Genomic DNA, 24,134 nt, shown 5'->3' with positions numbered 1-24,134 from the left:
TTTCTCCGGTTAGGCTCCGTGATCGGAGAAACCAAGGAGAGACCATGAACGACTTCAACCAGAAGGTCATCGAGGAGTTCCGCGCCAACGCCGGAAAGGTCGGCGGCCCCTTCGAGGGCGCCGACCTGCTCCTGCTCACCACCACCGGCGCCAAGTCGGGCAGGCGGGTGACCACCCCCGTGATGTATCTGGAGGACGGCGACCGGCTCGTAGTGATCGCCTCCAAGGCGGGCGCCGACCACCACCCGGCGTGGTTCCACAACCTGCGCGCCAACCCCGGGGTGACGGTCGAGGCCGGCACCGACACCTTCCAGGCCAGGGCCTCGGTCGTGGACCCGCCGGAGCGCGACCGGCTCTACGCCCGCATGGTGGAGAAGGCCCCGGGGTTCGCCGAGTACGAGGCGAAGACCAGCCGGGTCATCCCCGTCGTCGCGCTGGAGCGGGTCGGCTGAGCCGCCGCCTCAGAAGGGCGCGTCGTCCTGACCGCCCGGCTCGGCCCTGCGCGCCATGGCGGCGGCCAGCTTCACCCGGGCGCCCTGCAGCCACTCCTCGCAGATCGCGGCCAGCTTCTCACCGCGCTCCCAGAGCTCGATCGACTGCTCCAGGGTGAGCCCGCCCGCCTCCAGGCGGCGCACCACCTCGGTCAGCTCCTCGCGTGCCTGCTCGTACGAGGGCGTCTTCTCCTCAGCCACAAGCCCACCCTAGTGCGGCGCACAAGCGGAAGGCCCCCGCCGCGGGGGCGGGGGCCTTCGCACGTGGTTGACAGCAGAACCGGCGCCCGTCGAGGCGGGTCCTTCCACGCGGCGCCGATGCTAGCAGCGTCGTATCCGATCAGGTGACAGACTTGGGACGCTCACGCAGAGTGGCCGCGAGCTGACCGAGCTCCGGCCAGTCGGCGGTGCCGGTCACGACCAGCGTGACATCGGGCAGCACGCGGATCAGGGTGCGCTGCTTCTTGTCCTCGCGGAAGCGCCGCTCCCACGTCTCTCCGCCGACCTGCTGGGTGCCGACGGACTTGTCGGAGTTGGCCATGCGGTTGGCGAACTCGGCCGCGGGCTTCTCGTCGCTCTGGATGAACATCGCGTGCTCGCGCTCGGCCGTGGCGTAGCCGAGGTGGAGGACCTTCGCGCCGTTCTCGCCGTCGGCGATCCGGTTGCTGTTGGGGATCCACCCCTCCGGGTCCTGCTCGGGCTCCCAGACGGTGTACGGGACCGTACGGGCGAAGTTGGCCACGGTGATCGAGTAATCGCGCTTCGGGATGTACTCAGCCTGGCCCCGCGGCGTGACCAGCAGGAACAGGCCGACGCCCGCCAAGCAGACGAGGACGGCTACGACGTAGCCGTGGAGACCTTCGGTGAACCGTCGCACACCTGGCGAGATTACCCGCTGGTGGCACCGGTCGCGGACCCGGCCGGGCGGAGCCGGCCGACGATCTCCAGGACGTCCTCGGCGAGCTTCCGGTCGCCGGACTGGACGATCTCGCTGACGGCGCCAGCGAGCGCGCCGGTCAGGACGACCACCAGCGCGTTCTGGTCCTCGTCGAAGAGGGCGGCGTTCCGGCGCGCCCAGGTGCGGAGGCGGTCGCGCATGACGACGTCGAAGCCGGGCGGCCCGTCGCCGCGCAGGAACAGGGCGGCCAGCTCGCGCTCGGCCAGGCAGCCGTCGAGGTAGGCGCGGGCGGCGCTGACGAACACCCGCATCGGGTCGGTCTCGCCCGCCTCGCGGGCGTCGCGGGCGGCCTGCTTGGTGCGCTGCGCCTGCCGGGCCTGGAACTCCTCGAACAGCGTGAGGTAGAGGTCGGCCTTGCCGGCGAAGTGGTGGTAGAGGCTGCCGACGCTCGCATCGGCCTTGGCCACCACGTCGGTGACGCCCGCCTCGGCGAAGCCTTTCGTGACGAAGACGTCTCTCGCGGCGCGCAGCAGCGCGGAGCGGGTCGCCGCACCGCGCTCGGAGGTGCGGGCCGACACCGGGGGTTCCACATCGCTGCTCATGGCTGGCACATTATCCTCCGCCGACCGGGGATACAGGGACAACTACCATCGGGGTAGTCGTGACGAGGAGGCCTCACATCATGTCCGAACAGACCTCGGTGCCCGAACCACTGGCAACGGGCGAGCACGCCCCCGACCGTAACCTCGCTCTGGAGCTCGTCCGCGTTACAGAGGCGGCGGCGATGGCGGCGGCCCGCTGGGTGGGCAGAGGTGACAAGAACGGCGCCGACGGCGCCGCGGTGAACGCCATGCGCCAGTTGATCAGCACGGTGTCGATGAACGGTGTGGTGGTCATCGGTGAGGGTGAGAAGGACCACGCGCCGATGCTCTACAACGGGGAGCAGGTGGGTGACGGCAGCGGTCCCGAATGCGACGTGGCCGTCGACCCGATCGACGGCACCCGGTTGACGGCGATGGGCATGCCGGACGCGGTCTCGGTGATCGCGGTGAGCGAGCGCGGCTCGATGTACGACCCGTCGGCCGTTTTCTACATGGAGAAGCTGGTCACCGGGCCCGAGGCGGCCGACGTGGTCGACATCGAGAGGCCGGTGGGCGACAACATCAGGGCGGTGGCCAAGGCCAAGCACTGCTCCCCCTCCGACGTCACCGTGGTGGTGCTCGACCGGCCCCGGCACGAGCAGCTGGTCAAGGAGATCCGGGAGACCGGGGCGCGGATCAAGTTCATCATGGACGGCGACGTGGCGGGCGCCATCATGGCGGCGCGCAGCGGCACCGCCATCGACCTGATGATGGGCATCGGCGGCACGCCGGAAGGCATCGTGGCCGCGTGCGCGCTCAAGTGCCTGGGCGGCGTCATCCAGGGCAGGCTCTGGCCGCGCGACGAGGCCGAGCGGCGCAAGGCGCTGGACGCCGGGCTCGACCTCGACCAGGTGCTCACCACGAACGACCTGGTCAAGTCCGACGACGTGTTCTTCGCGGCGACGGGCATCACCCAGGGCGAGCTGATGGAAGGCGTCCGCTACCGCGGCGGCGTGGCGATGACCCAGTCGCTGGTCATGCGGGGGCGGTCGGGCACGATCCGCAAGGTCGAGAGCGAGCACCAGCTGTGGAAGCTGCGCGCGTACAGCGCGATCAACTTCGACACCGCGGGCTGAGGCCCGCAGAGCCGCACGCGGGCTCAGCCCGCGATACAGGCACGCGGGCTGAGCCCGCGGAGCCCGCGCACCGGGCGCGCGGCTGATCAGCGGCGGCGCTTGCGGCGGCGGGGCTGCTTGACCGAGACGTCGCCGATGAAGTTGGTGGTCCGCACCTCGACGACGGGCGCGCCGGGCTCCTCCGGCCCCTTGGTGAGCCGCACGGTCTTGTCCTTGGTGACGCGGACGACCTCCAGCCCCTCGGGCACGTGGATCTCCAGCCCGCCGAAGACCAGCGTGGCGTTGATGACAACGCGGCTGTTCTGCAGGATCGCGTCGCGGAAGTCGAGCTTGGTGGTGCCGAACATGGCGGTCACGTCGAGCTCCGCCGGCACCACCCAGCGCCCGCCCCGCTGCTGCTGCCTGAGGAACGCGGAGACCGGTGTGCCGTCGAGGTTGAGCGGCTGCTGGTCGGCGGGGAGCAGGTCCGTGGTGAGCCCGGCCAGCTCGCCGAGAGTGCGGGCCGAGTAGAGGGCGGCGAGCCGCTCTTCGAGCTCGTCGAGGGTCAGCCGGCCGTCGGCGTGCGCGTCCTGGAGCACCTGGGCGATGCGTTCGCGGTCGGCGTCGGAGGCGCGCAGCTCCGAGGGCTGCGGCTGATCGTCTTTGCGGGGGCGGCGGGCCGAGGCCCACTCCTCGGCTAGCCGCTCGCCGGCCTCCTGAAGACGGGGGAGCCAGGATCCCGGGCGTTCTTTCACGGTTTCCACGATATCCGGCTGACACCCGGTTCGCCCCTGTCCGGAATCCCCGCGGTCGCCGGGGCCGTTGCATCCGATGGAGTACGACGCGGGAGGCGTTCTTGAGTCAGCCGGCACGCTGGGGACTGGGCGGTGTGGGCGCGGGGGCCGTGGTGGTCCTGGGGCTGGATCTGGCCGCTTTAGGGGAGATCGACCCGTTCCGTCGGACGATCAGCGAGCACGGCCTGACCGAGCTGGGCTGGCTGTTCGGGCTGGGGGTGGCGCTGCTGGCGGCGGGGTCGGCGGCGATCGGGCTGGCGCTGCGGCGGGCGGGGCTGGCGGGGGCGGTCGGCACTCTGGCGCTGCTGGCGTGGAGCGCGGGGCTGCTGGTGGCGGCCTATTTTCCCAAGCACGACTGGTCGGTGGGGCCGAGTCTGAGCGGCAGCATCCACCGGGCGGGCAGCGTGGTGGCCTTCCTTAGTCTGCCTCTGGCCGCGCTGGTCATCGCCCGGCCGTGGCGGCGGGGCGCGCGGAATCCGGCGTCGCTGGTGGCGTTCGGGCTCGGGGTGTGCTCGGTGCTGTACCTGGCGGGGATGGGGGTGCTGGTGCTGCTCGGGGCGCAGGACGGGCTGCGGTGGTGGCAGGTCATGCCGCTGGGTCTGGTGGAGCGCGGGCTGGCGGCCGTGGAGGTGGCGGCGGTGGCGGCGCTGGGTTTCTGGGCGGCGGGCAGGAGGCTGGCGGGGAACTCGGGTCAGGCCCTGGTGGAGCGGGGATCCCAGAGGCTAACCTGACCCCTCCTCACGTTTTTCTCCCCCCGCTCAGGAGGCCGCCGTGCCGTCTCCGCGTGATCGCCAGGCCCGCGTCGCCACCTTCGCCGTGTACGCGGTGCAGGGCCTGTCCTTCGCCACCCTCCTCACCCAGGTCGCGCACCTGCAGAACAAACATGGTCTGAGCACCGGGGCGCTGACCGCGCTGCTGCTCATCGTCCCGGTGTTCGCGGGGGTGGGCAGCATGGCGGCGGGCGCGTTCGCCGCCCCCCTCGGCAGCCGCCTCCTGTTACGCCTCGCCCAGCCCACGCTCGCCGCCGCCGTCGTGCTCGCCGCACTGGCGCCCAGCGTGGCGCTCCTGGTGCCGGCTCTGCTGCTGTTCGGGGTGACGGCGGGCGCGGTGGACGCGGGCATGAACATCCAGGGCGTCGCGGTCGAGCGCCGGTACGGACGGGCCGTGCTGAACGGATTCCACTGCCTGTGGAGCGTGTTCAGCCTGGCCGGGGCGCTGTGGGCGTCGGCGGCGGGCGACGGGCTGCCGCTGGAGGCGGTCATGTCGATCCCGATGGTGCTGGCCGTCGCGGGCTCGCTGCTCGCCGGTCCCCGCCTGTACGCGCCCGAGGAGGAGTGGGGGGACACCGCCGGGCAGGCCGCCGGGGCCAAGGTCCCGTGGCGGCCGCTCATCCCGCTCTGCCTGGCGATGGGCTTCCTGTACGTGGGCGACGCGGCGGTGTCGAACTTCAGCACGGTCTTCATGCAGGACGAGCTGCTGGCCGACGCCCGGGTGATCCCGCTGGCCTACGCCGCGTACCAGGCGACCACGCTGCTGGTGCGGCTGGCGGGCGACCTGGCGGTCAGGAAGCACGGTCCGGCCGTCGTGGTCCGGCTGGGCGGGGCGATCGCCACCCTGGGTTTCCTGGGGATCGTGTTCGCGCCGAGCCAGCCGCTGGCGGTGGTGGCGTTCGGGCTGACCGGGGTGGGGCTGTCGGTGGTGGCGCCGCAGTCGTTCTCGGCGGCGGGGCGGCTGGATCCGTCGGGCGCCGGGGTGGCGATCGCCCGGATCAACCTGTTCAACTACGTCGGCTTCATCGTGGGCGCGGCCCTGGTGGGCGGGCTCGGGGACGTCGCCGGGATGCGGGCGGGGTTCGCCGCGCCGCTGGTGCTCGCCGCCGCGATCGTCTTCCTGGCCAGGGCGTTCGAGCCGGAGCGGGTCACCTCGCGGCCGTGACCTCGGCCAGTTCGACCGGCCGGTGTTCGTGGCGGGACAGCTCCGCCGCCTCCGCCACGTACAGCGCCGCCAGCGCGTCCTCGATCGTGCACAGGCCGTCCGCGCCGCGCAGGAACGCGTCGAGCTCGGCGCGGTAGGCGCCGGCGAACCGGGTGACGAAGTCGGGCCACGGCTCCCCCTCGGGGCCGGGCCCCTCGGCCGGGGTGAGCGGGGCACGCGGGCCGAGCCCGACGGCGAGGGTGCCCCGGGTGCCCGCCAGTTCCATGCGCACGTCGTACCCGGCGCCGTTGTAGCGCGAGCCCTGGACGGTGGCGAGCGTGCCGTCGTCGAGGGTGAGCAGCGCGGCGCTGGTGTCAACGTCGCCCGCCTCGGCGAAGAACGCGGCGCCCCGGTTCGCCCCCGCCGCGTACACCGAGACGACCTCGCGGCCGGTCACCCAGCGCAGCATGTCGAAGTCGTGGATGTGGCAGTCGCGGAAGATCCCGCCGGACAGCGGAATGTAGCCGGCGGGCGGCGGCGCCGGGTCCGCGGTGATCAGGTGTGCCCGGTGCAGGTCGCCCAGCTCACCGCGGCGCAGCGCGTCCGCCGCCGCCGCGAACCCGGGGTCGAACCGGCGCTGGAACCCGATCACCACCCGCTTCCCCCGGGCCGCCTCCAGCACCTCCAGCGTGCCCTTGACGTCGGGCGCCACCGGCTTCTCGCAGAAGACCGGAATGCCCCGGCGGCACGCCTCCAGCAGCAGCTCGGCGTGGGTGCTGGTGGGGGTGGCGATCACCACCGCGTCGGCCTCGAAAGGGTCGCCCGGCCTGCCGTGCGGCGAGGTCAGTACGGGGTCGGCCACGATCAGGTCGTCGACCAGCGGGTGCGCGGCCAGCGTCGCGGCGTGGAACGCGCCGATCCGTCCCAGCCCCAGCAGACCCACACGCATGGCACCTCCCGTAGGGATCGGCCTTCTTTCTAACTCTCACTTCCTAAAATGTCCAGACATAAGGACGTTAAGCCCTCGTACGGTCTCCGCGGCGCGACGGGCGGGCAGCCGGGCGAACCCGGCCACCACCGCCGGCGGGCCGCCCGCCCCGCGCGTCCGGCTCACCGGGGCGGCGACCAGGCCCAGCTCCCGGGCGGCGGCGACCAGCCGCTCCGCGTCCCAGCCCTCCGGCAGCTCCAGGTAGACGTGCAGGCCCGCCTCGATCCCCCGTACCCGGACCTCCGGCAGGTCCCGGGCCAGCGCCTCGACCAGGGCGTCCCGGCGAACGCGGTACTCCCTGCGCATCCGGCGCAGGTGCTTGTCGTAGCCGCCGGTGCGCAGGAAGTGCGCCAGCGCGTACTGCTCGATCACCGGCGAGCCCAGGTCGAGCTCGCCGCGCGCCCGGCGGACCGCGGCGGCCAGGCGGGCGGGCGCGACCACCCAGCCCAGCCGCAGGCCGGGCGCGAGCGACTTGCTGACGCTGCCGGACAGGACCACCCGGTCGGGGGCGAGCCCTTGCAGGCAGCCGACCGGCTCGCGGTCGAAGCGGAACTCGGCGTCGTAGTCGTCCTCCAGGACGATCCGGTCGCCGTCGCGGGCCCACGCCATGAGCGCGGCCCGGCGCGCGGGCGAGAGCACCACGCCCGTGGGGAACTGGTGGGCGGGCGTGACCAGCACCGCGTCCGCCCGGCTCGCCGCGAGCGCGGCCACGTCCAGGCCCTCCTCGTCGACCGGGACCGGCACCGGGTCGGCGCCCGCGCGGCGCAGCAGCGGGAGCTGGCGGTCGCTGCCTGGGTCCTCCACCGCGAGGCGAAGCCTGCCCGGCTCCGCCAGGACGCGCAGGACCAGGCTGAGCCCCTGGGCCACGCCGCCGGTCACCACCACGTGGTCCGGGCGCACGTCGGCGGCCCGCACCCGGCTCAGGTATCCGGCCAGTTCCTCCCGCAGCTCGGGGACGCCGCCGGGGTCGCCGTAGTCGAGCGCGTCGCCGGGGGCGGTGGCGAGCACGTGGCGGAGGGCGGCCAGCCAGCGTTCGCGGGGGAAGAGGCCGAGGTCGGGCGAGGTGGGGCGGTGGCCGTAGTAGGGGGCGTGCTCCCGGTCGCCGGGCGGGGGTTCGGCGCGGGGCGCGGCGGCCGGGGCGACGTGGGTGCCGGAGCCGACGCGGGAGACGAGGAAGCCCTCCGCGACGAGTTGCTCGTACGCTTCCACCACGACGCCGCGTGAGACACGCAGGTCGGCGGCGAGGTCGCGGGTGGCGGGGAGGCGGGTGCCGGGGGTGAGGCGGCCGGTGCGGACGGCGTGGCGCAGCTCGGCGGCGATCTGCCCGGCGATTCCCCCGATTCCGCGATTTATCGTCACATGGAGGTCGGCCACATTGGCCCCCGATCGCCGCCCGGTATTGGACTGTCTACGGGGACCATTGTCTCCCTAGCCTGGCTGCCATGAGAAGCGGAGTCGCGGGGGCCACGGCGGCCATGTTCTGCGTGGGGACGCTGGCCGGGGTGTCCGGCCTGATCGAGGATTATCCCGTCTACGGCGGGCAGGCCGTGCGCTACCTGATCGCCGCCGCCATCCTGGTGGCGGTCACCCGGGTCATGGGGCTGCGGTTCGTCCGCCTGACCGGCCGGGAGTGGCTGCTGCTCGGCGCGCTGGCCCTGACGGGGCTGGCGCTGTTCAACGTGTTCGTGATCGAGTCCGCCCGGGCCGCCGGGCCCGCGCTGGTCGGCACCGTGCTCGGCACCGTGCCGCTCTGGCTGGCCTTCGCCGGGGGCCGTCCCGCGCCCCGCCTGCTCGCCGGGGCCGTCGTGGTGGTGGCGGGCGCGACGCTGGCCACCGGGCTGGGCAGCGGGAACCTGACCGGGCTGCTGTGGGCGCTGGGCGCGCTGGCGGGCGAGGTGTGCTTCTCCCTGCTGGCCCTGCCGCTGCTGCCCAGGCTGGGGGCGATCCGGGTGTCCACGTACGCGACGGTGCTGGCCGTGCCGATGCTGGCGGCGATCGGGCTTTTCCAGGAGGGTACGAACGTGCTCCGGGTGCCGACGGCCGCCGAGGCGCTCGGTCTCGGCTACCTGGCCGTGGTGGTGACGGTGGTGGCGTTCCTGCTCTGGTACACCTCGCTGCCCCGGCTCGGGCCCGGGCGGGCGGGGCTGTTCGCCGGGCTCATCCCGGTCGGCGCGATCATCACCGGAGTGGTGCTCGGCATCGCCACGCCGACCGCCTACGACCTGGCCGGGGCGGGATTGGTGATCGCCGGCATCCTGGCCGGGCTGAGCGGGGCGTCTGCTCGTACCGCCATAAAAACCCGCGCAACCCCCAAGGGACGGACCGTGACCAGCAAAGGCGTACCCTTCTAGCGGATCGAAAGGATGGACATGGCCGATTTCGACTACACCGACCTTCTCCCGCTGGGCGCCGACGACACGGAATACCGCCTGATCACCTCGGAGGGGGTGCGCACGGTCGAAGCCGCGGGGCGGACGTTCCTGGAGGTGGACCCCGAGGCGCTCCGGCTGCTCACCGAGACCGCCATCCACGACATCTCCCACTTCCTGCGCCCGTCCCACCTGGCCCAGCTCCGCAAGATCATCGATGACCCGGAGTCCAGCGGCAACGACCGGTTCGTGGCCCTCGATCTGCTGAAGAACGCCTCCATCTCGGCCGGCGGCGTCCTCCCCATGTGCCAGGACACCGGCACCGCGATCGTCATGGGCAAGCGCGGGCGCCACGTGCTCACCGACGGCCGCGACGCCGAGCACCTCTCCCGCGGCGTGTACGACGCGTACACCCGGCTCAACCTGCGCTACTCCCAGATGGCCCCGCTGACCATGTGGGACGAGAAGAACACCGGCACCAACCTGCCCGCCCAGATCGAGCTCTACGCCGAGGACCCGCACGGCCACGCCGACGAGTATCAACTGCTGTTCATGGCCAAGGGCGGCGGCTCGGCCAACAAGTCGTTCCTGTACCAGGAGACCAAGGCCGTGCTGAACGAGGCGCGCATGATGGCCTTCCTGGAGGAGAAGATCCGCTCGCTCGGCACCGCCGCCTGCCCGCCGTACCACCTGGCCGTGGTCGTGGGCGGCACGTCCGCCGAGTACGCGCTCAAGACCGCCAAGTACGCCAGCGCCCGCTACCTCGACTCGATCCCCACCGAGGGCTCCGCGTCCGGCCACGGCTTCCGCGACCTGGAGCTGGAGGCGAAGGTCTTCGAGCTGACCCAGAAGCTGGGCATCGGCGCGCAGTTCGGCGGCAAGTACTTCGCCCACGACGTCCGGGTCATCCGGCTGCCGCGCCACGGCGCGTCCTGCCCGGTGGCCATCGCGGTCTCCTGCTCCGCCGACCGGCAGGCGCTCGCCAAGATCACCCCCGAGGGCGTGTTCCTGGAGCGGCTGGAGACCGACCCGGCGCGGTTCCTGCCCGACACCACCGACGCCGACCTGTCCGGCGACGTGGTCTCCGTCGACCTGAACCGGCCGATGCCGGAGATCCTGGCCGAGCTGTCGAAGTACCCGGTCAAGACCCGGCTGTCGCTCACCGGGCCGCTCGTCGTGGCCCGCGACATCGCGCACGCCAAGATCGCCGAGCTGCTCGACGCCGGCGGCGAGATGCCGCAGTACCTGAAGGACCACGCGGTCTACTACGCGGGCCCGGCCAAGACCCCCGAGGGGTACGCGTCCGGCTCGTTCGGGCCGACGACCGCCGGGCGGATGGACTCGTACGTCGAGCGCTTCCAGGCGGCGGGCGGGTCGATGGTGATGCTCGCCAAGGGCAACCGGTCCCTCCAGGTGACCGAGGCCTGCCAGAAGTACGGCGGCTTCTACCTGGGCTCCATCGGCGGCCCCGCGGCCCGGCTGGCGCAGGACTGCATCAAGAAGGTCGAGCTGCTGGAGTACCCCGAGCTGGGCATGGAGGCGATCTGGAAGATCGAGGTGGAGGACTTCCCGGCCTTCATCGTGGTCGACGACAAGGGCAACGACTTCTTCGCCGACACCACCGGGCCGGTGCTGACGATCGGCCGGCGGGCCTGAGAGCACGTGACCGGCGCCGGGCGGCTCCCCGGCGCCGGCCGGTAGCGGGCCGGTCTCAGTAGGGCAGCTTGCGCCCCGACGGCGTGCGGAGGTCGAGTGAGGCGGCGGCCGGCCTGCGGGGCCGGCGGCGAATCCGGATCTGGCGCATCGTCCTCACGTCCTCTGGTCTGCGCTGGTCAACCTTCGGGCGGTTGCCTCCCATCCTGACGACCTGCACTGACAGTTCCCGTCGCTCCACCTGGACTCCTGCCCGGTGCGCCCGCCTTGCCCTCATGCCCTTACCACAGCGTTACAGGGCTGTGACGGTGTCGGGCGCAACGCTTTCAGGACGGCCCTGGCCGGGCGCTCCGACATGTCCTGACTCAGCCGGTCATGATGGCTGACTTGAATTCGCAACAATTTATCGGCCCGGCCTCTACTGGTGGGTTTACACAAATAGGTAAGCTGCCAGGCATGCGTGCGCCCTCCGGTTACCTCCTCGCCGCGCGCTACCGGCTCGTGGAGCCGGTCGGACGCGGCGGCATGGGCACCGTGTGGCGGGCACATGACGAGCTGCTCAACCGTGAAGTGGCAGTCAAGGAGGTCCGCCTGCCCAAGGTCCTCGACGAGGAGTTGCGTGCCGAGTTGTGCGCGCGCACCGAACGCGAGGGGCGGGCGACCGCGATGGTGGCGCACCCGTCGGTGATCACCGTCTTCGACGTGGTCACCGAGGACGACCGGCCGTGGATCGTCATGGAGCTGCTCCGCGCCCGGTCGCTGGAGCAGATCATCCAGGCGGACGGGCCGCTCGACCCGCGCCGGGTGGCCGAGATCGGCCGCCAGATCCTCGGCGCGCTCCGCGCCGTCCACGCCAAGGGCATCCTCCACCGCGACGTCAAGCCCAGCAACGTGCTGGTGACCGAGGACCGCGCGGTGCTCACCGACTTCGGCCTGGCCGCGCTCGAAGGCGACGTCTCCATCACCCAGGCGGGCATAGTGCTCGGCTCGGCCGGCTACATCGCGCCCGAGCGGGTGCTCGGCGCCAAGGCCAGCCCGGCCGGCGACCTGTGGTCGCTCGGCGCGACCCTCTACACCGCCGTCGAGGGCCGCGGCCTGCACGGGCGGCGTACGGCGGCGGCCGCGCTGGCGGCGCTGACCAGCGGCGAACCCATCCCGATGGCCAAGGCGGGGCCGCTCGCGCCGGTCCTGGACGCGCTGCTCCGCATCGACCCGCACACCCGGCTCGACTCGGTACGGGCGTCGCTGATGCTCACCCGCGTCGCGGCGGGCGGCTCGGCGGAGGAACCGCTGACCCCGCGCAGGCTCCCGCGACCGGCGATGGTGCCGAGCGCGCCCCCTTTCACCCGCCGGCCCGCGCACCGCGGGCTGCACCGGGCCGACGTCGCCACGCCGTCGCTGAACGTCCCCCCACAACGTCAGGAGCGCCGCCCCGGCGAAGGAGTCCACCGCAGACGAGCCGAGCCGGCGCCCTCGGCTTACGCCCGCTTCACCACCACGATGATAAAGTTGCTCCTTCCTCGGCGGTTCTGGCCAAGAGAACTTCGCAAGCGAGGGTAAAGCACTTCCCAAGCGAGAATCGATATCTTCTTCTCATGCCGGAACAGCAGACGCACCTGCTCGCGGAGCGGTACGAACTCTTCGCCCCGCTCGGCCGCGGCACCATGGGCACCGTGTGGCGCGCCCGCGACCGCGCGCTCGGACGCGAGGTCGCGGTCAAGGAGATCCGCCAAGACACGGGCCTGACCGAGGAGCAGCGGGCCGAACTACGCGAACGCATGGTCCGCGAGGGCCGCATCGCCTCCCGCATCAACCACCCCGCGGTCGCCGCCATCCACGACGTCATCGTCCACGGCAACCGGCCCTGGATCATCATGGAGCTCGTCGAGGGCCGATCCCTGGAGCAGGTGATCGACGAAGAAGGGCCGCTGCCGCCCCGGCTGGTGGCCGAGATCGGCGTCGACCTGCTGGGCGCGCTCCGCGCCGCGCACTCCCAGGGCATCACCCACCGCGACGTCAAACCCGGCAACGTGCTCATCACCGAGAACGGCCGCGTGGTGCTCACCGACTTCGGCATCGCCAAGGCCGAAGGCGACCCCAAGCTGACCAAGACCGGCATGGTCATCGGCTCGCCCGGCTACACCGCCCCCGAACGGGCCAGAGGCGAATACACCGGCCCCGAGTCCGACATCTGGTCGCTCGGGGCGACGCTCTACTTCGCCGTCGAGGGCCGTCCCGCGTACGAACGATCCACGATCGCCGAGACCCTGGCGGCGCTGCTCAGCGAGAGCGCCGACCCGCCCACCCAGGCGGGGCCGCTCCGGCCCGTGCTGGAAGGGCTGCTCAACAAGGACCACAAGCGCCGCATGACCGCCGCTCAGGCGGAGACCATGCTGCGCATGCTCGCCGACACCCCGACCAGCGACATCCCAGCAATAACCCCCGACACCGACCGCGGCCCCTACCCACCCGGCACCATCCCCCCTGGCGGCGGCCACCCCGGGGGCGGTCACGCCGGAGGCAGTCATCCCGGGGGCGGTCACCTCGGAGGCGGTCACACTGGTGACATGCCCTCCGGTCCCAACCCCGTCCCCGCCGGCACTCACGGCCCCGGCCAGTTCGGTGCGGGCCCGGCTCCCGGTGGCGGCCCCGCAAGCGGCAGGCCCTCCGGTCCCAACCCCGTCCCCACCGGTCCCCAGGGCCCAGGTCCGTTCGGTGCAGGTCCGGCTCCTGGTGGCGGCCCCGCGGACGGCAGGCCCTCCGGCCCCAGCCCCGTCCCCACCGGCCCTCAGGGTCCCGGCCCATTCGGCGCCGGTCCGGCTCCTGGCAGCGACCACCCGCACCCCCACGCCCCACCGCCCGCCGAAGTGAATCCGTACGGTGGCACCGGCCCGTACTCCGGAAAGGGCTCGCCCTCCGGACCCAACCCGCCCGGCGGGCCCATCCCATCCGGCGGGACCGATCCGCGAGGCGGGCCCGCTCCCTTCGGGGGGAGCAACCCGTACGGTGAGGGCCGGGACGCGTTCAGCAGTCCCGGGGCTCAGCAGCAGGCCGGGCAGGCGGACACCGAGCGCACGGTCAGCATGATGCGGCCGAAGACGCCGCTCCCCCAGAACCCTCAGGGGCCGCAGTCCGGCGAGGGGACGTTCGCCACCACCCGGGTCCCCCGTAACCCGCAGCTCGACCCGCCCGGTCTGCAGGTCTATCCCCCGACTCAGCAGCCGCCCGGCCAGGGGCAGCAGCCGGCCGGTCAGCGTCCGCCGTTCCCGCCGGGCCCGCCGCCCGAGGCGAACGACGCGCCCGGGCTCGGCACCGACCTGTTCTCGATCATCGGCCCCGAGAAGCAGCAAGCGAGCAACCGGACCGGCATGCTGGTGCTCATGGCGGTGGCCGCCGCGGCCGCCGTGGTGATCGCCATCCTGATCGTGGCGTTGCTCACCAACTGATCTCCCTCCCTGTGGGTAAGACTGGGAGACATGACCGAGTATCGCGTTGAGCAAGACTCGATGGGCGAGGTGCACGTCCCCGCGAGCGCCAAATGGCGGGCGCAGACCCAGCGGGCGGTGGAGAACTTCCCCGTGTCCGGCCGCCCCCTGGAGCCGTCCCACATCGCCGCCCTGGGCTTGGTCAAGGCGGTGGCCGCCGAGGTCAACGGCGAACTGGGCGTGATCGACAAGGACCTGGCGGAGGCCATCGCCCAGGCGGCGGCGGACGTGGCCGAGAACGAGCACGACGCCCACTTCCCGGTCGACGTGTTCCAGACCGGCTCCGGCACCTCGTCCAACATGAACGCCAACGAGGTCATCGCGACGCTGGCCGAGGAGCGGCTGGGCCGTGCGGTCCACCCGAACGACCACGTCAACGCCTCGCAGTCGTCCAACGACGTGTTCCCGACCTCGATCCGGGTGGCGACGGCGACGGAGGTGTCCTTCCATCTGCTGCCCTCGCTGGAGCATCTGGCGGCGGCGCTGCGGGCCAAGGCGCTGCAGTTCGAGGACGTGGTGAAGGCCGGGCGGACGCATCTGATGGACGCCACCCCGGTGACGCTGGGCCAGGAGTTCGGCGGTTACGCGACCCAGATCGAGCACGGCGTGGTCCGGGTGCGGCAGGCTCTCGGCCACGTGCTGGAGCTTCCGCTGGGCGGCACCGCGGTCGGCACCGGCATCAACACCCCGCCGGGCTTCGCCGAGAAGGCCGTCGCCAAGCTGCGCGAGGCGACGGGCATCGACTTCCGGGTGGCGACGGACCGGTTCGAGGCGCAGAGCACGCAGGACTCCATCGTCGAGTTGTCCGGGCAGCTCAAGGTCGTCGCGGTTTCGCTCAACAAGATCGCCAACGATCTGCGCTGGATGGGTTCCGGCCCGCGCGCCGGGCTGGGCGAGATCAACCTGCCCGACCTGCAGCCCGGCTCGTCGATCATGCCCGGCAAGGTGAACCCCGTCATCCCCGAGGCCACGATGATGGTGGCCGCCCAGGTCATCGGCAACGACGCCGCGATCACCTTCGCCGGGGCGTCCGGCTCCTTCGAGCTGAACGTCCAGCTTCCGGTCATCGCCCGTAACATCCTGGAGTCGGTGCGGCTGCTGGCCACCATCTCCCGTCTCCTGGCCGACCGCTGCGTCAGCGGCATCACCGCCAACGTCGACCGCCTGCGCGAGTACGCCGAATCCTCCCCGTCGATCGTCACCCCGCTCAACAAGTACGTGGGCTACGAGGAAGCGGCCAGGATCGCCAAGCAGGCCCTCGCGGAACGCAGGACGATCCGCGAGGTGGTCATCGAACGCGGCCACGTCGCCAACGGCACCCTGACGGAAGCCCAGCTGGACGCCGCCCTCGACGTCCTCGCCATGACCAAACCCAGCTGACCCCACCTCTCACTCACCGGCAGAGGGGGTGGCGGCGCCATGGTCAAGCTGACTTGACCCACCCACCGGCACCAGCGTCCGGCAGAGGGATTCCGGGGTCAGCGGCGGGATTGGGTGGCGGTGGACCAGCGGGTGAGGAGGTCGGTGGCGGCGCCCGAGTCGACGGCGGCTTCCGCGTGCTTGAAGGCGTCGGCCAGCGCGGAGGTGATCTCGTCGGCCGGTGGCGTGCCCTGGGCGGCGACCAGCGCCGCGGCGGCGTTCAGCAGGACGATGTCGCGGACGGGCCCCAGCTGGCCGGCGAGTGTGGCGCGGGCCACTGCGGCGTTGTGGGCAGGCGGGCCGCCACGCAGGTCGCCCGGGTTGCTGCGGGGGATGCCGAGGTCGGCCGGGTCGAAGCGGGTGCGGGCGACAGCGCCCCTGCGGACCACGTACACGGTGGAGGGCCCGGAGGTGGTCAGCTCGTCCAGGCCGTCGTCGCCGCGGAAGACCAGGCTGGACGCGCCTCGTACGGCCAGGACGCCGGCGACGACCTCGGCCATCGTCGGGTGGTAGACGCCGATCGCGGAGGCGGTGGGCAGGGCCGGGTTGGTCAGGGGCGCCAGGAAGTTGAACACGGTGGGGACGCCGAGCTCGCGGCGCGGCCGGGAGGCGTGCTTGAGCGCCGGGTGGAAGACGGAGGCGAAGCAGAACGTGATGCCCACCTCCTCGGCCACCTCCGCGACGGCGGCCGGCGGGAGGTCGACGACCACGCCCAGTTCCTCCAGGACGTCGGCGGCGCCGGTGGTGGAGGAGGCGGCCCGGCCGCCGTGTTTGACCACCTTGGCCCCGGCCGCGGCGGCGACGACGGCGGCCATGGTGGAGACGTTGACGGTGTCGGCCCGGTCGCCGCCGGTACCGACGAGGTCGACGGTGTCGCCGGGGATCCTGATGGCGGAGGTCCCGGCGAGCAGCCCGTCGGCGAGCCCGGACAGTTCGGCGACGGTTTCTCCTTTGGCACGCAGCGCGACGGCGAAGGCCGCGACCTGGGCGTCCGTGGCGCGCCCAGCCATGATCTCCGACATGGCCCAGGCCGTCTGCCCGGAGGTGAGCGGCTCACCGTCGAGGAGCGTGGTGAGCAGTGCGGGCCAGGTGGTGGTGCCGGTCATGGATGACGCCTTTCTCGTGTCGAAACCTCGACAAGGGGCGTTCCCTACCGGATGGCCGCCTCGCCGAGGCGGCCGGAAGAATGCGTACGCACGCAGGGAGGACCGCCTAAAGGGCGGGCCACCACAGCATCGGGTACGCGGTCATGCCAGAAGGCTAGCAGCCTAGGCAGCACACATGGAAACGCTTTGATCTATGTGGCCGGACCCCATGCCGTCCACGGGCGGCCGGAGCCTAGAGTCGTGCCATGGCGAAGGAGCTGACGGGGCGGACCGCGCTGGTGACGGGGGCCGGGAGCGGGATCGGGGCCGAGTGCGCCCGGCGGCTGGCCGCGGAGGGGGCGCGGGTCCTGGTCGTGGACCGGCAGGCCGGTCCGGCCGGAGAGGTCGCGGCCGAGGTGGGCGGGCTGGCGGTGGTGGCGGATCTGACGGACCCGGGGTTCGTGGGGGCGCTGCCGGACGAGCCGGTCGACATCGTGGTCAACAACGCGGGGTTCCAGCACGTGGCGGCGATCGAGGAGTTCCCGCCCGAGGTGTTCTCGGCGATACTCAGGGTGATGGTGGAGGCGCCGTTCCTGATCGCGCGCCGGGTGCTGCCGGGCATGTACGAGAGAGGGTGGGGACGTTTCGTCAACATCTCCTCGGTCCACGGACTACGCGCCTCACCGTACAAATCCGCCTATGTGACGGCGAAGCACGCGCTGGAGGGGTTCTCGAAGACGCTGGCGCTCGAAGGCGGGCCGCACGGCGTGACCTCCACCTGCGTCTGCCCGGCGTACGTGCGAACCCCGCTGGTCGAGGCCCAGATCGCCGACCAGGCCAGGGTCCACGGCATCGGCCCCGATCAGGTGGTCGAGGACGTCATGCTGCGATCCACCGCGATCAAGCGGCTGATCGAGCCCGGGGAGGTGGCCGACCTGGTCGCCTACCTGTGCGGGCCGGGAGGCTCGTTCATCACGGGCGTGTCGCTGACCATGGACGGCGGCTGGACGGCGCGATGACCCAGCCGGAGCGGCCATGACCAGGGCCTTTCTCGAACTGCTGGCCAGGGAGGCGTCGGCGGTCGAGTTCGAGGGCCCCATCATCGAAGCCAGGGCCGCCGGGGCCGACCCGGCGGCCATCGAGGAGCTCGAACGGGCCAAGGTCGAGGCGCTGAAGGTGCGGGCGTTGCTGCGCCGCAGGGCCAGGCGCGAGGCCGAGCTGTCGGCGCTGTACGACACGGCGGGCGACCTGTCGGCGCTGCGCGACCTGGACGCGGTGCTGGAGGCGATCGTCCACCGCGCCCGGCAGCTGCTGGCGACCGACACCGCCTATCTGACGCTGCACGACCCCGACCACGGCGACACCTACATGCGGGTCACCGACGGCTCGATCTCGGCCAAGTTCCGCTCGCTGCGGCTGCCGATGGGCGCGGGGCTGGGCGGGCTGGTGGCGCAGACCGCGGTCCCCTACTCGACCGCCGACTACTTCGCCGACTCCCGCTTCCGGCACAAGCACGACATCGACGAGGCCGTCACCGAGGAGGGCCTGGTCGCGATCCTGGGCGTGCCGCTCCGGCTGGGGCAGCGGGTGATCGGCGTGCTGTTCGCGGCCAACCGCAGCGCCCGGCCGTTCCACCAGGAGGAGGTCTCGCTGCTGGCCAGCCTGGCGGCGCACGCCGCGGTGGCGATCGACAACGCCCGGCTGCTGCAGGAGACCAGGAGCGCGCTGGAGGAGCTGTCGCAGGCGCACCGCACCGCCAGGGAGCACGCCGAGGCGGTGGAGCGGGCGGCGACCGCGCACGACCGGATGACCTCGCTGGTGCTGCGCGGCGGCGGCATCGAGGACGTGGCGGCCGTGGTGACGGACGTGCTCGGCGGCGAGCTGGCCGTGCTGGACCATCTGGGCCGGCCGCTCGTCGGCGACGCCACCGGGCTCGATCCTGGGCTTTCCGAGGCGGCTCAGGCTTCGCGGGCGCTCGGCCGTACCGTGCGCAGGGGCGACCTGCGCATCGCGTCGGTGGACGTCGGCGGCGAGCCGCTCTGCACGCTGGTCCTGCGCAGCGACGACGCCGACGAGCGCATCCTGGAGCGGGCGGCGCTGGTGTGCGCGCTGCTGCTGCTGTTCCGGCGGAGCGTGGCGGAGGCCGAGGGCCGGGTGCGGGGCGAGCTGCTCGACGACCTGATCTCCCGGCCGGACTCGCCGGGGCTGCGCGACCGGGCCGACCGGCTGGGCGTCGACCTGTCGGCGCCGCACGTCGTGGTCGTGGCCCGGCACGGCGGGCAGCGGGAACGGGCCGCGTTCTGGGCCTCGGCGGAGGCGTCGCTGCGGGGCGGGCTGGCGGCGGGGCGCGGCGACGAGGTGGTGCTGCTGCTGCCCGGCACGGACGCCGGGCCGCTCGCCCAGCGGGTGGCCGCCGAGCTGAGCGCCGCGCTGCAGGCCCCGGCGACGGCGGGCGCGGCCCGAGCCTGGACTCCGGACCCCGCCCAGGCGAATCCGCACCGTGCCGCCCGCGACAGAGGATCCACGCGGAGACAGGAACAGGCCGGTGACGAGCAGGCGGTCGGCGGGGTCGCGGGCGCTTACCGGGAGGCGCGGCGGTGCGCGGACGCGCTGATCGCGCTGGGCCGGGCGGGTGACGGCGCGAGCGCGGCCGAGCTGGGGTTCGTCGGGCTGCTCATCGGCGAGGGCCGCGACGTGCGAGGCTTCGTCGCGGCCACGCTGGGCCCGGTGATCGAGTACGACGCGCGCCGCGGCACCGAGCTGACCTCCACGCTCGCGGCGTACTTCGGCACCGGCGCCTCGCCCTCACGCACGGCCGAGGCCCTGCACATCCACGTCAACACCGTCACCCAGCGGCTGGAGCGGATCGGCAAGCTGCTCGGCGACGGCTGGCAGGACCCGGAGCGGGCGCTGGAGGTCCAGCTCGCCCTCCGCCTGCACCGGCTCGGCCACACAGGCACCGGCAAGAGTATGGGTGACGGACCCATATGAGTGACGATGGTCACTCCCTAGCGTGACGGCATGGCCACCACATCCATCAAGAAGATCGTCGGCGCGAGCCTGATCGGCACCACCATCGAGTGGTACGACTTCTTCCTGTACGGCTCGGCAGCCGCACTCGTCTTCAACAAGCTGTTCTTCCCCGAGTCCGATCCGCTCACCGGGACGCTGCTGGCGTTCCTCACCTACGCCGTCGGCTTCGTCGCCCGCCCGCTCGGCGGGCTGGTGTTCGGCCACTACGGCGACCGGTTCGGCCGCAAGACGCTGCTCGTCATCAGCCTGGTGATGATGGGCGGCGCCACGTTCCTCATGGGCCTCCTGCCCACGCACGCCGCGATCGGCGCGGCGGCGCCGCTGCTGCTCACGACGCTCCGCCTGGTGCAGGGCTTCGCGCTGGGCGGCGAGTGGGGCGGCGCGGTGCTGATCGTCTCCGAGCACGGCGACGCGGCCCGCCGCGGGTTCTGGGCGTCCTGGCCGCAGGCGGGCGCGCCCGGCGGGAACCTGCTGGCGACGGGCGTGCTGGCGGCGCTGGCCGCCTGGCAGCCGGAGGAGCAGTTCCTCGCCTGGGGCTGGCGGATCCCGTTCCTGCTGTCGGGCGCGCTGGTGCTGCTCGGGATCTGGATCCGGCTGACGATCAGCGAGTCGCCGGTCTTCCAGCAGGCGGAGCCGGAGAAGGCGCCGCCGATCGTCGGGGTGCTGCGGCACCACAAGCGGGACGTGCTGATCGCGATCGGCGCCCGGATGGCGGAGAACATCTCCTTCTACCTGCTGACGGTCTTCGTCATCACCTACGCCAAGAGCACCGGGGTATCCAACTCGACCGTGCTCAACGCGGTGCTGGTCGCCTCGGCCATCCACTTCGTCACGATCCCGATGTGGGGGGCGCTGTCGGACCGGATCGGCCGCCGCCCGACCTACCTGATGGGAGCGGCCGGCGTCGGGGTGTGGATCTTCGCGTTCTTCCCGCTCATCGACACCGGCAACTTCCTGGCGATCACGCTCGCGGTCACGGTGGGGCTGCTGTTCCACGGCATGATGTACGGTCCGCAGGCGGCCTTCTTCTCCGAGCTGTTCGGCACCAGGATGCGCTACACCGGGGTCTCGATCGGCGCCCAGCTGTCGGCGATCGTGGCCGGCGCGCTGGCCCCGGTGATCGCGGTGGCGCTCCTGCGCGACTTCGGGAGCAGCCTGCCGATCTCCCTGTATCTCGCACTGGCGGCGGCCGTCACGCTCGTCTCGGTCTACCTCGCCAGGGAGACGCAGGGCCGCGACCTGGCTGAGAGGATCCGGGCATGAGGATCACCACGCCGCGGCTCACCCAGCACGTGCGGACCGTCGACGGCCGGACCGGCGAGCCGGTGCTGTTCGTGCACGGCAACGTCTCTTCCGGCGCGTTCTGGCGCGACACCATGGCGGCGATGCCCGGCGGCTTCCGGCCGTTCGCGGTGGACCTGCGCGGGTTCGGCGAGACCGACTCCCTCCCGGTCGACGCCACCCGCGGGCTGCGCGACTTCTCCGACGACCTGATCGAGCTGGTCGAGGCGCTGGAGCTGGCCCCCGTACACCTGGTCGGCTGGAGCATGGGCGGCGGCGTGGTGCTCCAGCTGCTGCGCGACCGCCCGGCCGCCGTCCGGAGCGTCACCCTGGTCAACCCGGTCTCGCCGTACGGGTTCGGCGGCACCGAAGGACCGGACGGCCGGCTCACCCACCCCGACGGCACCGGTTCGGGGGCGGGCAGTGCGAACCCGGACTTCGTGGCGCGGCTGGCGGCCGGTGACCTGTCGGACGAGGCGCCGACCTCGCCGCGCTCGGTCTTCCGCGCCGCGTACGTCAAGAACCCCGTCCCCGACGAGGACTTCTACGTCCGCGCCATGCTCACCACCCGCACCGGGGAGGGGAACTACCCGGGCGACGCGGTCGCCTCGGACGCCTGGCCGCACGTCGCCCCCGGCAAGACCGGCGTGCTCAACACCATGGCCCCGACCCGTTTCCGGCTGGACGACCTGCACGAGATCGACCCGAAGCCGCCGATCCTGTGGATCAGGGGCGCCGACGACCGGATCGTCTCCGACACCTCGCTGTCCGACCTCGCCCACCTGGGCGCGCTGGGCGTGCTGCCCGGCTCACCCGGCACCCCGGCCCAGCCGATGGTCACGCAGACCAGGGCCGTGCTCGACCGTTACGGCCGCTACCGCGAGGAGGTGCTGGCGGACTGCGGCCACAGCCCCCATCTGGAGCATCCCGACACGTTCGTCAGCCTGCTCGCCGGCCACCTGCGGATCAGTCCTTGAGATAGCGCTGCTTGCCGGCGCGCGCCAGCCGGATGAGCTTGCGCGCGCCGGGCAGGCGGCGGGCCATCCGGCGCCAGGCGGTGTCGCGGGCCAGCGGGAAGCGCCGTTCCGGGGTGACGGCCGTGGCCGGTCGCACCACCGCCTTGCCGTGCCGCAGCTCGATCGCGAACCGCAGCCCCAGCTCCCCGTCCTCGCCGCGCAGCGTCGCCGTCCAGATGCCGGGCCCCAGGTTGTCCCGGCCGGGCCTGCGCCGCTTGACCGGCAGCTTGGCCACCAGCTGCCCGGCCAGCCTGCCGGGCACCCCCGCCTCGACCAGCGCGGGGGCCGACAGCTCGCTCTCGCGCCGCCCGCCCGTGCGCAGCACCAGCTCCAGCGGCGGCCCGCCGCTCGGCGGCACGTACGGCACCGGCAGCACCACCCACAGGTACTCGCCGAGCAGCTTGACGCTCACGCCGGGCGACACCAGCGCGATCGACTCGGTGAACGAGCGCGGCTCGACGGCCAGCCCCAGCTCCCCCGTGTCCGTCCAGCACGGCACCACCAGCCGCGTCCTGGGCCGCTGGGCGAGCACGCCGAGACAGTTGAGCGGCCCGTCGGGGTGCCGCACCCGGCTCCTGGCCTGGTGCGCGCCGCCGAACATGCGTACGTGCACCTCCCACTGGCCGGGCCGGAGCGGCTCGCCCTGCGCGGCGGCGGTCACGTCCACCCTGGCCTCGCCGAGGATGCGCACGCGGGCGTGGCGGCGCCCGTCCTCCACGGTGTCCACCTGGTACGCGACGGGCAGGAAGTGCACGTCACCGGTGCCGGAGTGGCGCAGGTAGACCTCGATGCGGGCGCGTTCGACGGAGGAGGTGATGTCGGTGACGCTCTCGGGCAGCAGCTTGGCGTCGACGGATCGCGGCGGCTTCCAGTAGAGCCGGTCGCCGTCCGTCAGGAACCGCTCGGGCCTGCCCTCCCCGTTCAGCACCTCCACGCTCAGCCCGAGCACGAGCACGTGCGCGTCCCAGCGGACCTCGGTCAGGTCGGCGCGCAGCCCGGCCCGGCGGGAGGAGTTGGCCAGCATGACGAGCTGGTCCAGCCGCCCGCACCTGATGAGCGCGGCCACGGCGCGGAGCTGGACGGGCAGGTAGCGGTCCAGCCGCTCGGGGAAGCGCTCGGTGACGAGCTCCTGGACCATCCGGAAGTACGCGCCCCGGTCGATCGAGGAGGCGGCGAACGCGGTCGTCAGGAAGGGGCGCAGCACCGCCGACCGGAACCAGTACGCGTACATCCGGTCACGCTGGCGGCCTTCTCCCACGTACTGGTCGATGTCGCCGAGCAGGGCCCGCAGCTCGCGGACGGCGGTGCGCGGCTCCTCGGCGACGATCTCGCGCGGGCCGAGGTAGCAGCAGATCTCTTCGGCGAGCACCGCGATGACCTTGGCCTGGAGGTAGGCGCGGACCACGAACGCCTGCTCGGCGATGGTCCCGCCGGGCACGGCGAAGCCCAGCTCGTGCTCCTCCAGGAAGGCGCGGCGGTAGAGCTTGTGCGGGGTGAGCAGCGTGAGCAGCTTGTCGCGCAGCACGTCCGCGCGGGCCTTGCTGTGGTCGAAGGCGGTCATCGGCGGCCCGCCCTCGCGCACCAGCCGCCCGGCGAGCACGTCGGCGTCGGTCTCCACGGCCCGGTCGTGCATGCGCCGCAGCGCGTCGCGGGACAGCCGGTCCTGCTGGCCGAGGAGGAAGACGTAGTCGCCCTTGGCGGCGGCGATGCCGACGTTCCGGCCGCGCATGGGTGAGCCCGTGTGCGGCAGGTGCAGCACGCGCACGTTCCTGCGGACGGCGGCGATGGTGTCGAGCCGCTCCGCTATCCCGTCCGTGGACCCGTCGTCCACGAAGATCACTTCGTACTCGTCCGCCGGAAGCGTCTGCTCCAGCGTCGAGCGGATGCACGGATCGGCTGAATCACCCGGGTTGTGGACACTGACGATCACACTGACCTTCACACCCATGCGGTCAGCGTGCGTGGTCCCTCCCGCGGGGGCGCGACGGCTTGCCGATTACAGGAGGAAAGAT

Annotated in this window: 21 protein-coding genes; 13 read left to right on the top strand and 8 right to left on the bottom strand. The window is 72.5% G+C overall.

Annotation, left to right across the window (positions count from 1 at the left end; genetic code table 11):
• The first annotated feature begins 44 nt into the window (after positions 1–44).
• A complete protein-coding gene (locus AB0J42_RS18490; protein WP_364295748.1) occupies positions 45–452 on the top strand; it encodes a nitroreductase family deazaflavin-dependent oxidoreductase in 408 nt (135 codons plus the stop codon).
• 9 nt (positions 453–461) lie between these two features.
• Here the strand turns inward: AB0J42_RS18490 and AB0J42_RS18485 are convergent, their stop codons facing one another.
• From AB0J42_RS18485 to AB0J42_RS18475, 3 genes are all read right to left on the bottom strand, one after another.
• A complete protein-coding gene (locus AB0J42_RS18485; RefSeq protein WP_364295745.1) occupies positions 462–692 on the bottom strand; it encodes an exodeoxyribonuclease VII small subunit in 231 nt (76 codons plus the stop codon).
• Positions 693–831: 139 nt separating this feature from the next.
• The gene (locus AB0J42_RS18480; RefSeq protein ID WP_364295742.1) at positions 832–1,368 is read right to left on the bottom strand and encodes a DUF4245 domain-containing protein; all 537 of its coding nucleotides are present in this window, start codon (positions 1,366–1,368) and stop codon (positions 832–834) included.
• Between the two features lie 11 nt (positions 1,369–1,379).
• The gene (locus AB0J42_RS18475) at positions 1,380–1,991 is read right to left on the bottom strand and encodes a TetR/AcrR family transcriptional regulator (RefSeq protein ID WP_364295739.1); all 612 of its coding nucleotides are present in this window, start codon (positions 1,989–1,991) and stop codon (positions 1,380–1,382) included.
• Between the two features lie 80 nt (positions 1,992–2,071).
• Here AB0J42_RS18475 and glpX point away from each other — a divergent pair, with 80 nt between their 5' ends.
• Positions 2,072–3,106 carry a class II fructose-bisphosphatase gene (glpX, locus tag AB0J42_RS18470; RefSeq protein ID WP_364295736.1) on the top strand — a complete coding sequence of 345 codons (1,035 nt, stop codon included), beginning with the start codon at positions 2,072–2,074 and terminating at the stop codon, positions 3,104–3,106.
• An 86-nt stretch (positions 3,107–3,192) separates the two neighbouring features.
• Here the strand turns inward: glpX and AB0J42_RS18465 are convergent, their stop codons facing one another.
• Positions 3,193–3,840: a DUF1707 domain-containing protein gene (locus AB0J42_RS18465; protein WP_364295733.1), complete on the bottom strand. Its 648-nt coding sequence runs from the start codon at positions 3,838–3,840 to the stop codon at positions 3,193–3,195.
• Positions 3,841–3,941: 101 nt separating this feature from the next.
• Between AB0J42_RS18465 and AB0J42_RS18460 the strand changes: the two genes are divergently transcribed.
• Both AB0J42_RS18460 and AB0J42_RS18455 read left to right on the top strand, forming a co-directional pair.
• Positions 3,942–4,610 carry a DUF998 domain-containing protein gene (locus tag AB0J42_RS18460; RefSeq protein WP_364295730.1) on the top strand — a complete coding sequence of 223 codons (669 nt, stop codon included), beginning with the start codon at positions 3,942–3,944 and terminating at the stop codon, positions 4,608–4,610.
• 40 nt (positions 4,611–4,650) lie between these two features.
• Positions 4,651–5,814, top strand: a complete 1,164-nt coding sequence (locus AB0J42_RS18455) for an MFS transporter (protein ID WP_364295727.1) — start codon at positions 4,651–4,653, stop codon at positions 5,812–5,814.
• Here AB0J42_RS18455 and AB0J42_RS18450 read toward each other — a convergent pair.
• Together AB0J42_RS18450 and AB0J42_RS18445 are read right to left on the bottom strand one after the other, a co-directional pair.
• Complete coding sequence (locus AB0J42_RS18450; protein ID WP_364295724.1) at positions 5,798–6,742, bottom strand: Gfo/Idh/MocA family oxidoreductase; 945 nt, start codon at positions 6,740–6,742, stop codon at positions 5,798–5,800. The two genes, AB0J42_RS18455 and AB0J42_RS18450, sit on opposite strands and share 17 nt — an antisense overlap.
• A gap of 36 nt (positions 6,743–6,778) precedes the next feature.
• Positions 6,779–8,140: a PLP-dependent aminotransferase family protein gene (locus tag AB0J42_RS18445; RefSeq protein WP_364295720.1), complete on the bottom strand. Its 1,362-nt coding sequence runs from the start codon at positions 8,138–8,140 to the stop codon at positions 6,779–6,781.
• Positions 8,141–8,223: 83 nt separating this feature from the next.
• On the opposite strand from AB0J42_RS18445, the gene AB0J42_RS18440 reads away from it, so the two are divergent.
• The 5 genes from AB0J42_RS18440 (at position 8,224) to AB0J42_RS18420 (ending at position 15,668) form a co-directional block, all read left to right on the top strand.
• Positions 8,224–9,132: a DMT family transporter gene (locus AB0J42_RS18440; protein ID WP_364295717.1), complete on the top strand. Its 909-nt coding sequence runs from the start codon at positions 8,224–8,226 to the stop codon at positions 9,130–9,132.
• 18 nt (positions 9,133–9,150) lie between these two features.
• Entirely contained in the window at positions 9,151–10,806 is a 1,656-nt protein-coding gene (locus tag AB0J42_RS18435; RefSeq protein ID WP_364295714.1) for a fumarate hydratase, read from the top strand.
• Between the two features lie 453 nt (positions 10,807–11,259).
• Positions 11,260–12,363, top strand: a complete 1,104-nt coding sequence (locus tag AB0J42_RS18430; protein WP_364295711.1) for a serine/threonine-protein kinase — start codon at positions 11,260–11,262, stop codon at positions 12,361–12,363.
• Between the two features lie 35 nt (positions 12,364–12,398).
• Entirely contained in the window at positions 12,399–14,249 is a 1,851-nt protein-coding gene (locus tag AB0J42_RS18425; protein WP_364295708.1) for a serine/threonine-protein kinase, read from the top strand.
• A 30-nt stretch (positions 14,250–14,279) separates the two neighbouring features.
• Positions 14,280–15,668: a class II fumarate hydratase gene (locus AB0J42_RS18420; protein ID WP_364295705.1), complete on the top strand. Its 1,389-nt coding sequence runs from the start codon at positions 14,280–14,282 to the stop codon at positions 15,666–15,668.
• A gap of 98 nt (positions 15,669–15,766) precedes the next feature.
• Here the strand turns inward: AB0J42_RS18420 and trpD are convergent, their stop codons facing one another.
• Entirely contained in the window at positions 15,767–16,813 is a 1,047-nt protein-coding gene (gene trpD, locus AB0J42_RS18415; protein WP_364295702.1) for an anthranilate phosphoribosyltransferase, read from the bottom strand.
• A 245-nt stretch (positions 16,814–17,058) separates the two neighbouring features.
• Here trpD and AB0J42_RS18410 point away from each other — a divergent pair, with 245 nt between their 5' ends.
• The 4 genes from AB0J42_RS18410 to AB0J42_RS18395 are packed head-to-tail and all read left to right on the top strand — an operon-like array spanning position 17,059 to position 22,083.
• A complete protein-coding gene (locus AB0J42_RS18410; RefSeq protein WP_364295699.1) occupies positions 17,059–17,811 on the top strand; it encodes a 3-hydroxybutyrate dehydrogenase in 753 nt (250 codons plus the stop codon).
• Positions 17,812–17,827: 16 nt separating this feature from the next.
• Positions 17,828–19,783, top strand: coding sequence for a helix-turn-helix domain-containing protein (locus AB0J42_RS18405; RefSeq protein WP_364295696.1), 1,956 nt, complete (start codon positions 17,828–17,830; stop codon positions 19,781–19,783).
• 30 nt (positions 19,784–19,813) lie between these two features.
• Positions 19,814–21,088 carry an MFS transporter gene (locus AB0J42_RS18400; RefSeq protein ID WP_364295693.1) on the top strand — a complete coding sequence of 425 codons (1,275 nt, stop codon included), beginning with the start codon at positions 19,814–19,816 and terminating at the stop codon, positions 21,086–21,088.
• Complete coding sequence (locus AB0J42_RS18395; protein WP_364295690.1) at positions 21,085–22,083, top strand: alpha/beta hydrolase; 999 nt, start codon at positions 21,085–21,087, stop codon at positions 22,081–22,083. Before AB0J42_RS18400 ends, AB0J42_RS18395 begins: the two co-directional genes overlap by 4 nt.
• On the opposite strand, the gene AB0J42_RS18390 is transcribed toward AB0J42_RS18395, so the two are convergent.
• Positions 22,073–24,070, bottom strand: coding sequence for a glycosyltransferase (locus AB0J42_RS18390; RefSeq protein ID WP_364295687.1), 1,998 nt, complete (start codon positions 24,068–24,070; stop codon positions 22,073–22,075). The two genes, AB0J42_RS18395 and AB0J42_RS18390, sit on opposite strands and share 11 nt — an antisense overlap.
• Between the last annotated feature and the right edge of the window lie 64 nt (positions 24,071–24,134).

The organism is Nonomuraea sp. NPDC049649, assembly GCF_040675175.1.
Classification (GTDB): domain Bacteria; phylum Actinomycetota; class Actinomycetes; order Streptosporangiales; family Streptosporangiaceae; genus Nonomuraea.
The sequence above is the reverse complement of the archived record's forward strand: the minus strand, read 5'-3'. Positions and strand labels throughout refer to the sequence as shown.

What these genes read in the sequence shown, in the direction of transcription:
- AB0J42_RS18475 (WP_364295739.1), bottom strand. Translation starts at nt 1,991, where the DNA reads ATGAGCAGCGATGTGGAACCCCCGGTGTCGGCCCGCACCTCCGAGCGC.
- AB0J42_RS18400 (WP_364295693.1), top strand. Translation starts at nt 19,814, where the DNA reads ATGGCCACCACATCCATCAAGAAGATCGTCGGCGCGAGCCTGATCGGC.
- glpX (WP_364295736.1), top strand. Translation starts at nt 2,072, where the DNA reads ATGTCCGAACAGACCTCGGTGCCCGAACCACTGGCAACGGGCGAGCAC.
- AB0J42_RS18435 (WP_364295714.1), top strand. Translation starts at nt 9,151, where the DNA reads ATGGCCGATTTCGACTACACCGACCTTCTCCCGCTGGGCGCCGACGAC.
- trpD (WP_364295702.1), bottom strand. Translation starts at nt 16,813, where the DNA reads ATGACCGGCACCACCACCTGGCCCGCACTGCTCACCACGCTCCTCGAC.
- AB0J42_RS18430 (WP_364295711.1), top strand. Translation starts at nt 11,260, where the DNA reads ATGCGTGCGCCCTCCGGTTACCTCCTCGCCGCGCGCTACCGGCTCGTG.
- AB0J42_RS18420 (WP_364295705.1), top strand. Translation starts at nt 14,280, where the DNA reads ATGACCGAGTATCGCGTTGAGCAAGACTCGATGGGCGAGGTGCACGTC.
- AB0J42_RS18440 (WP_364295717.1), top strand. Translation starts at nt 8,224, where the DNA reads ATGAGAAGCGGAGTCGCGGGGGCCACGGCGGCCATGTTCTGCGTGGGG.
- AB0J42_RS18405 (WP_364295696.1), top strand. Translation starts at nt 17,828, where the DNA reads ATGACCAGGGCCTTTCTCGAACTGCTGGCCAGGGAGGCGTCGGCGGTC.
- AB0J42_RS18490 (WP_364295748.1), top strand. Translation starts at nt 45, where the DNA reads ATGAACGACTTCAACCAGAAGGTCATCGAGGAGTTCCGCGCCAACGCC.
- AB0J42_RS18450 (WP_364295724.1), bottom strand. Translation starts at nt 6,742, where the DNA reads ATGCGTGTGGGTCTGCTGGGGCTGGGACGGATCGGCGCGTTCCACGCC.
- AB0J42_RS18395 (WP_364295690.1), top strand. Translation starts at nt 21,085, where the DNA reads ATGAGGATCACCACGCCGCGGCTCACCCAGCACGTGCGGACCGTCGAC.
- AB0J42_RS18425 (WP_364295708.1), top strand. Translation starts at nt 12,399, where the DNA reads ATGCCGGAACAGCAGACGCACCTGCTCGCGGAGCGGTACGAACTCTTC.
- AB0J42_RS18390 (WP_364295687.1), bottom strand. Translation starts at nt 24,070, where the DNA reads ATGGGTGTGAAGGTCAGTGTGATCGTCAGTGTCCACAACCCGGGTGAT.
- AB0J42_RS18410 (WP_364295699.1), top strand. Translation starts at nt 17,059, where the DNA reads ATGGCGAAGGAGCTGACGGGGCGGACCGCGCTGGTGACGGGGGCCGGG.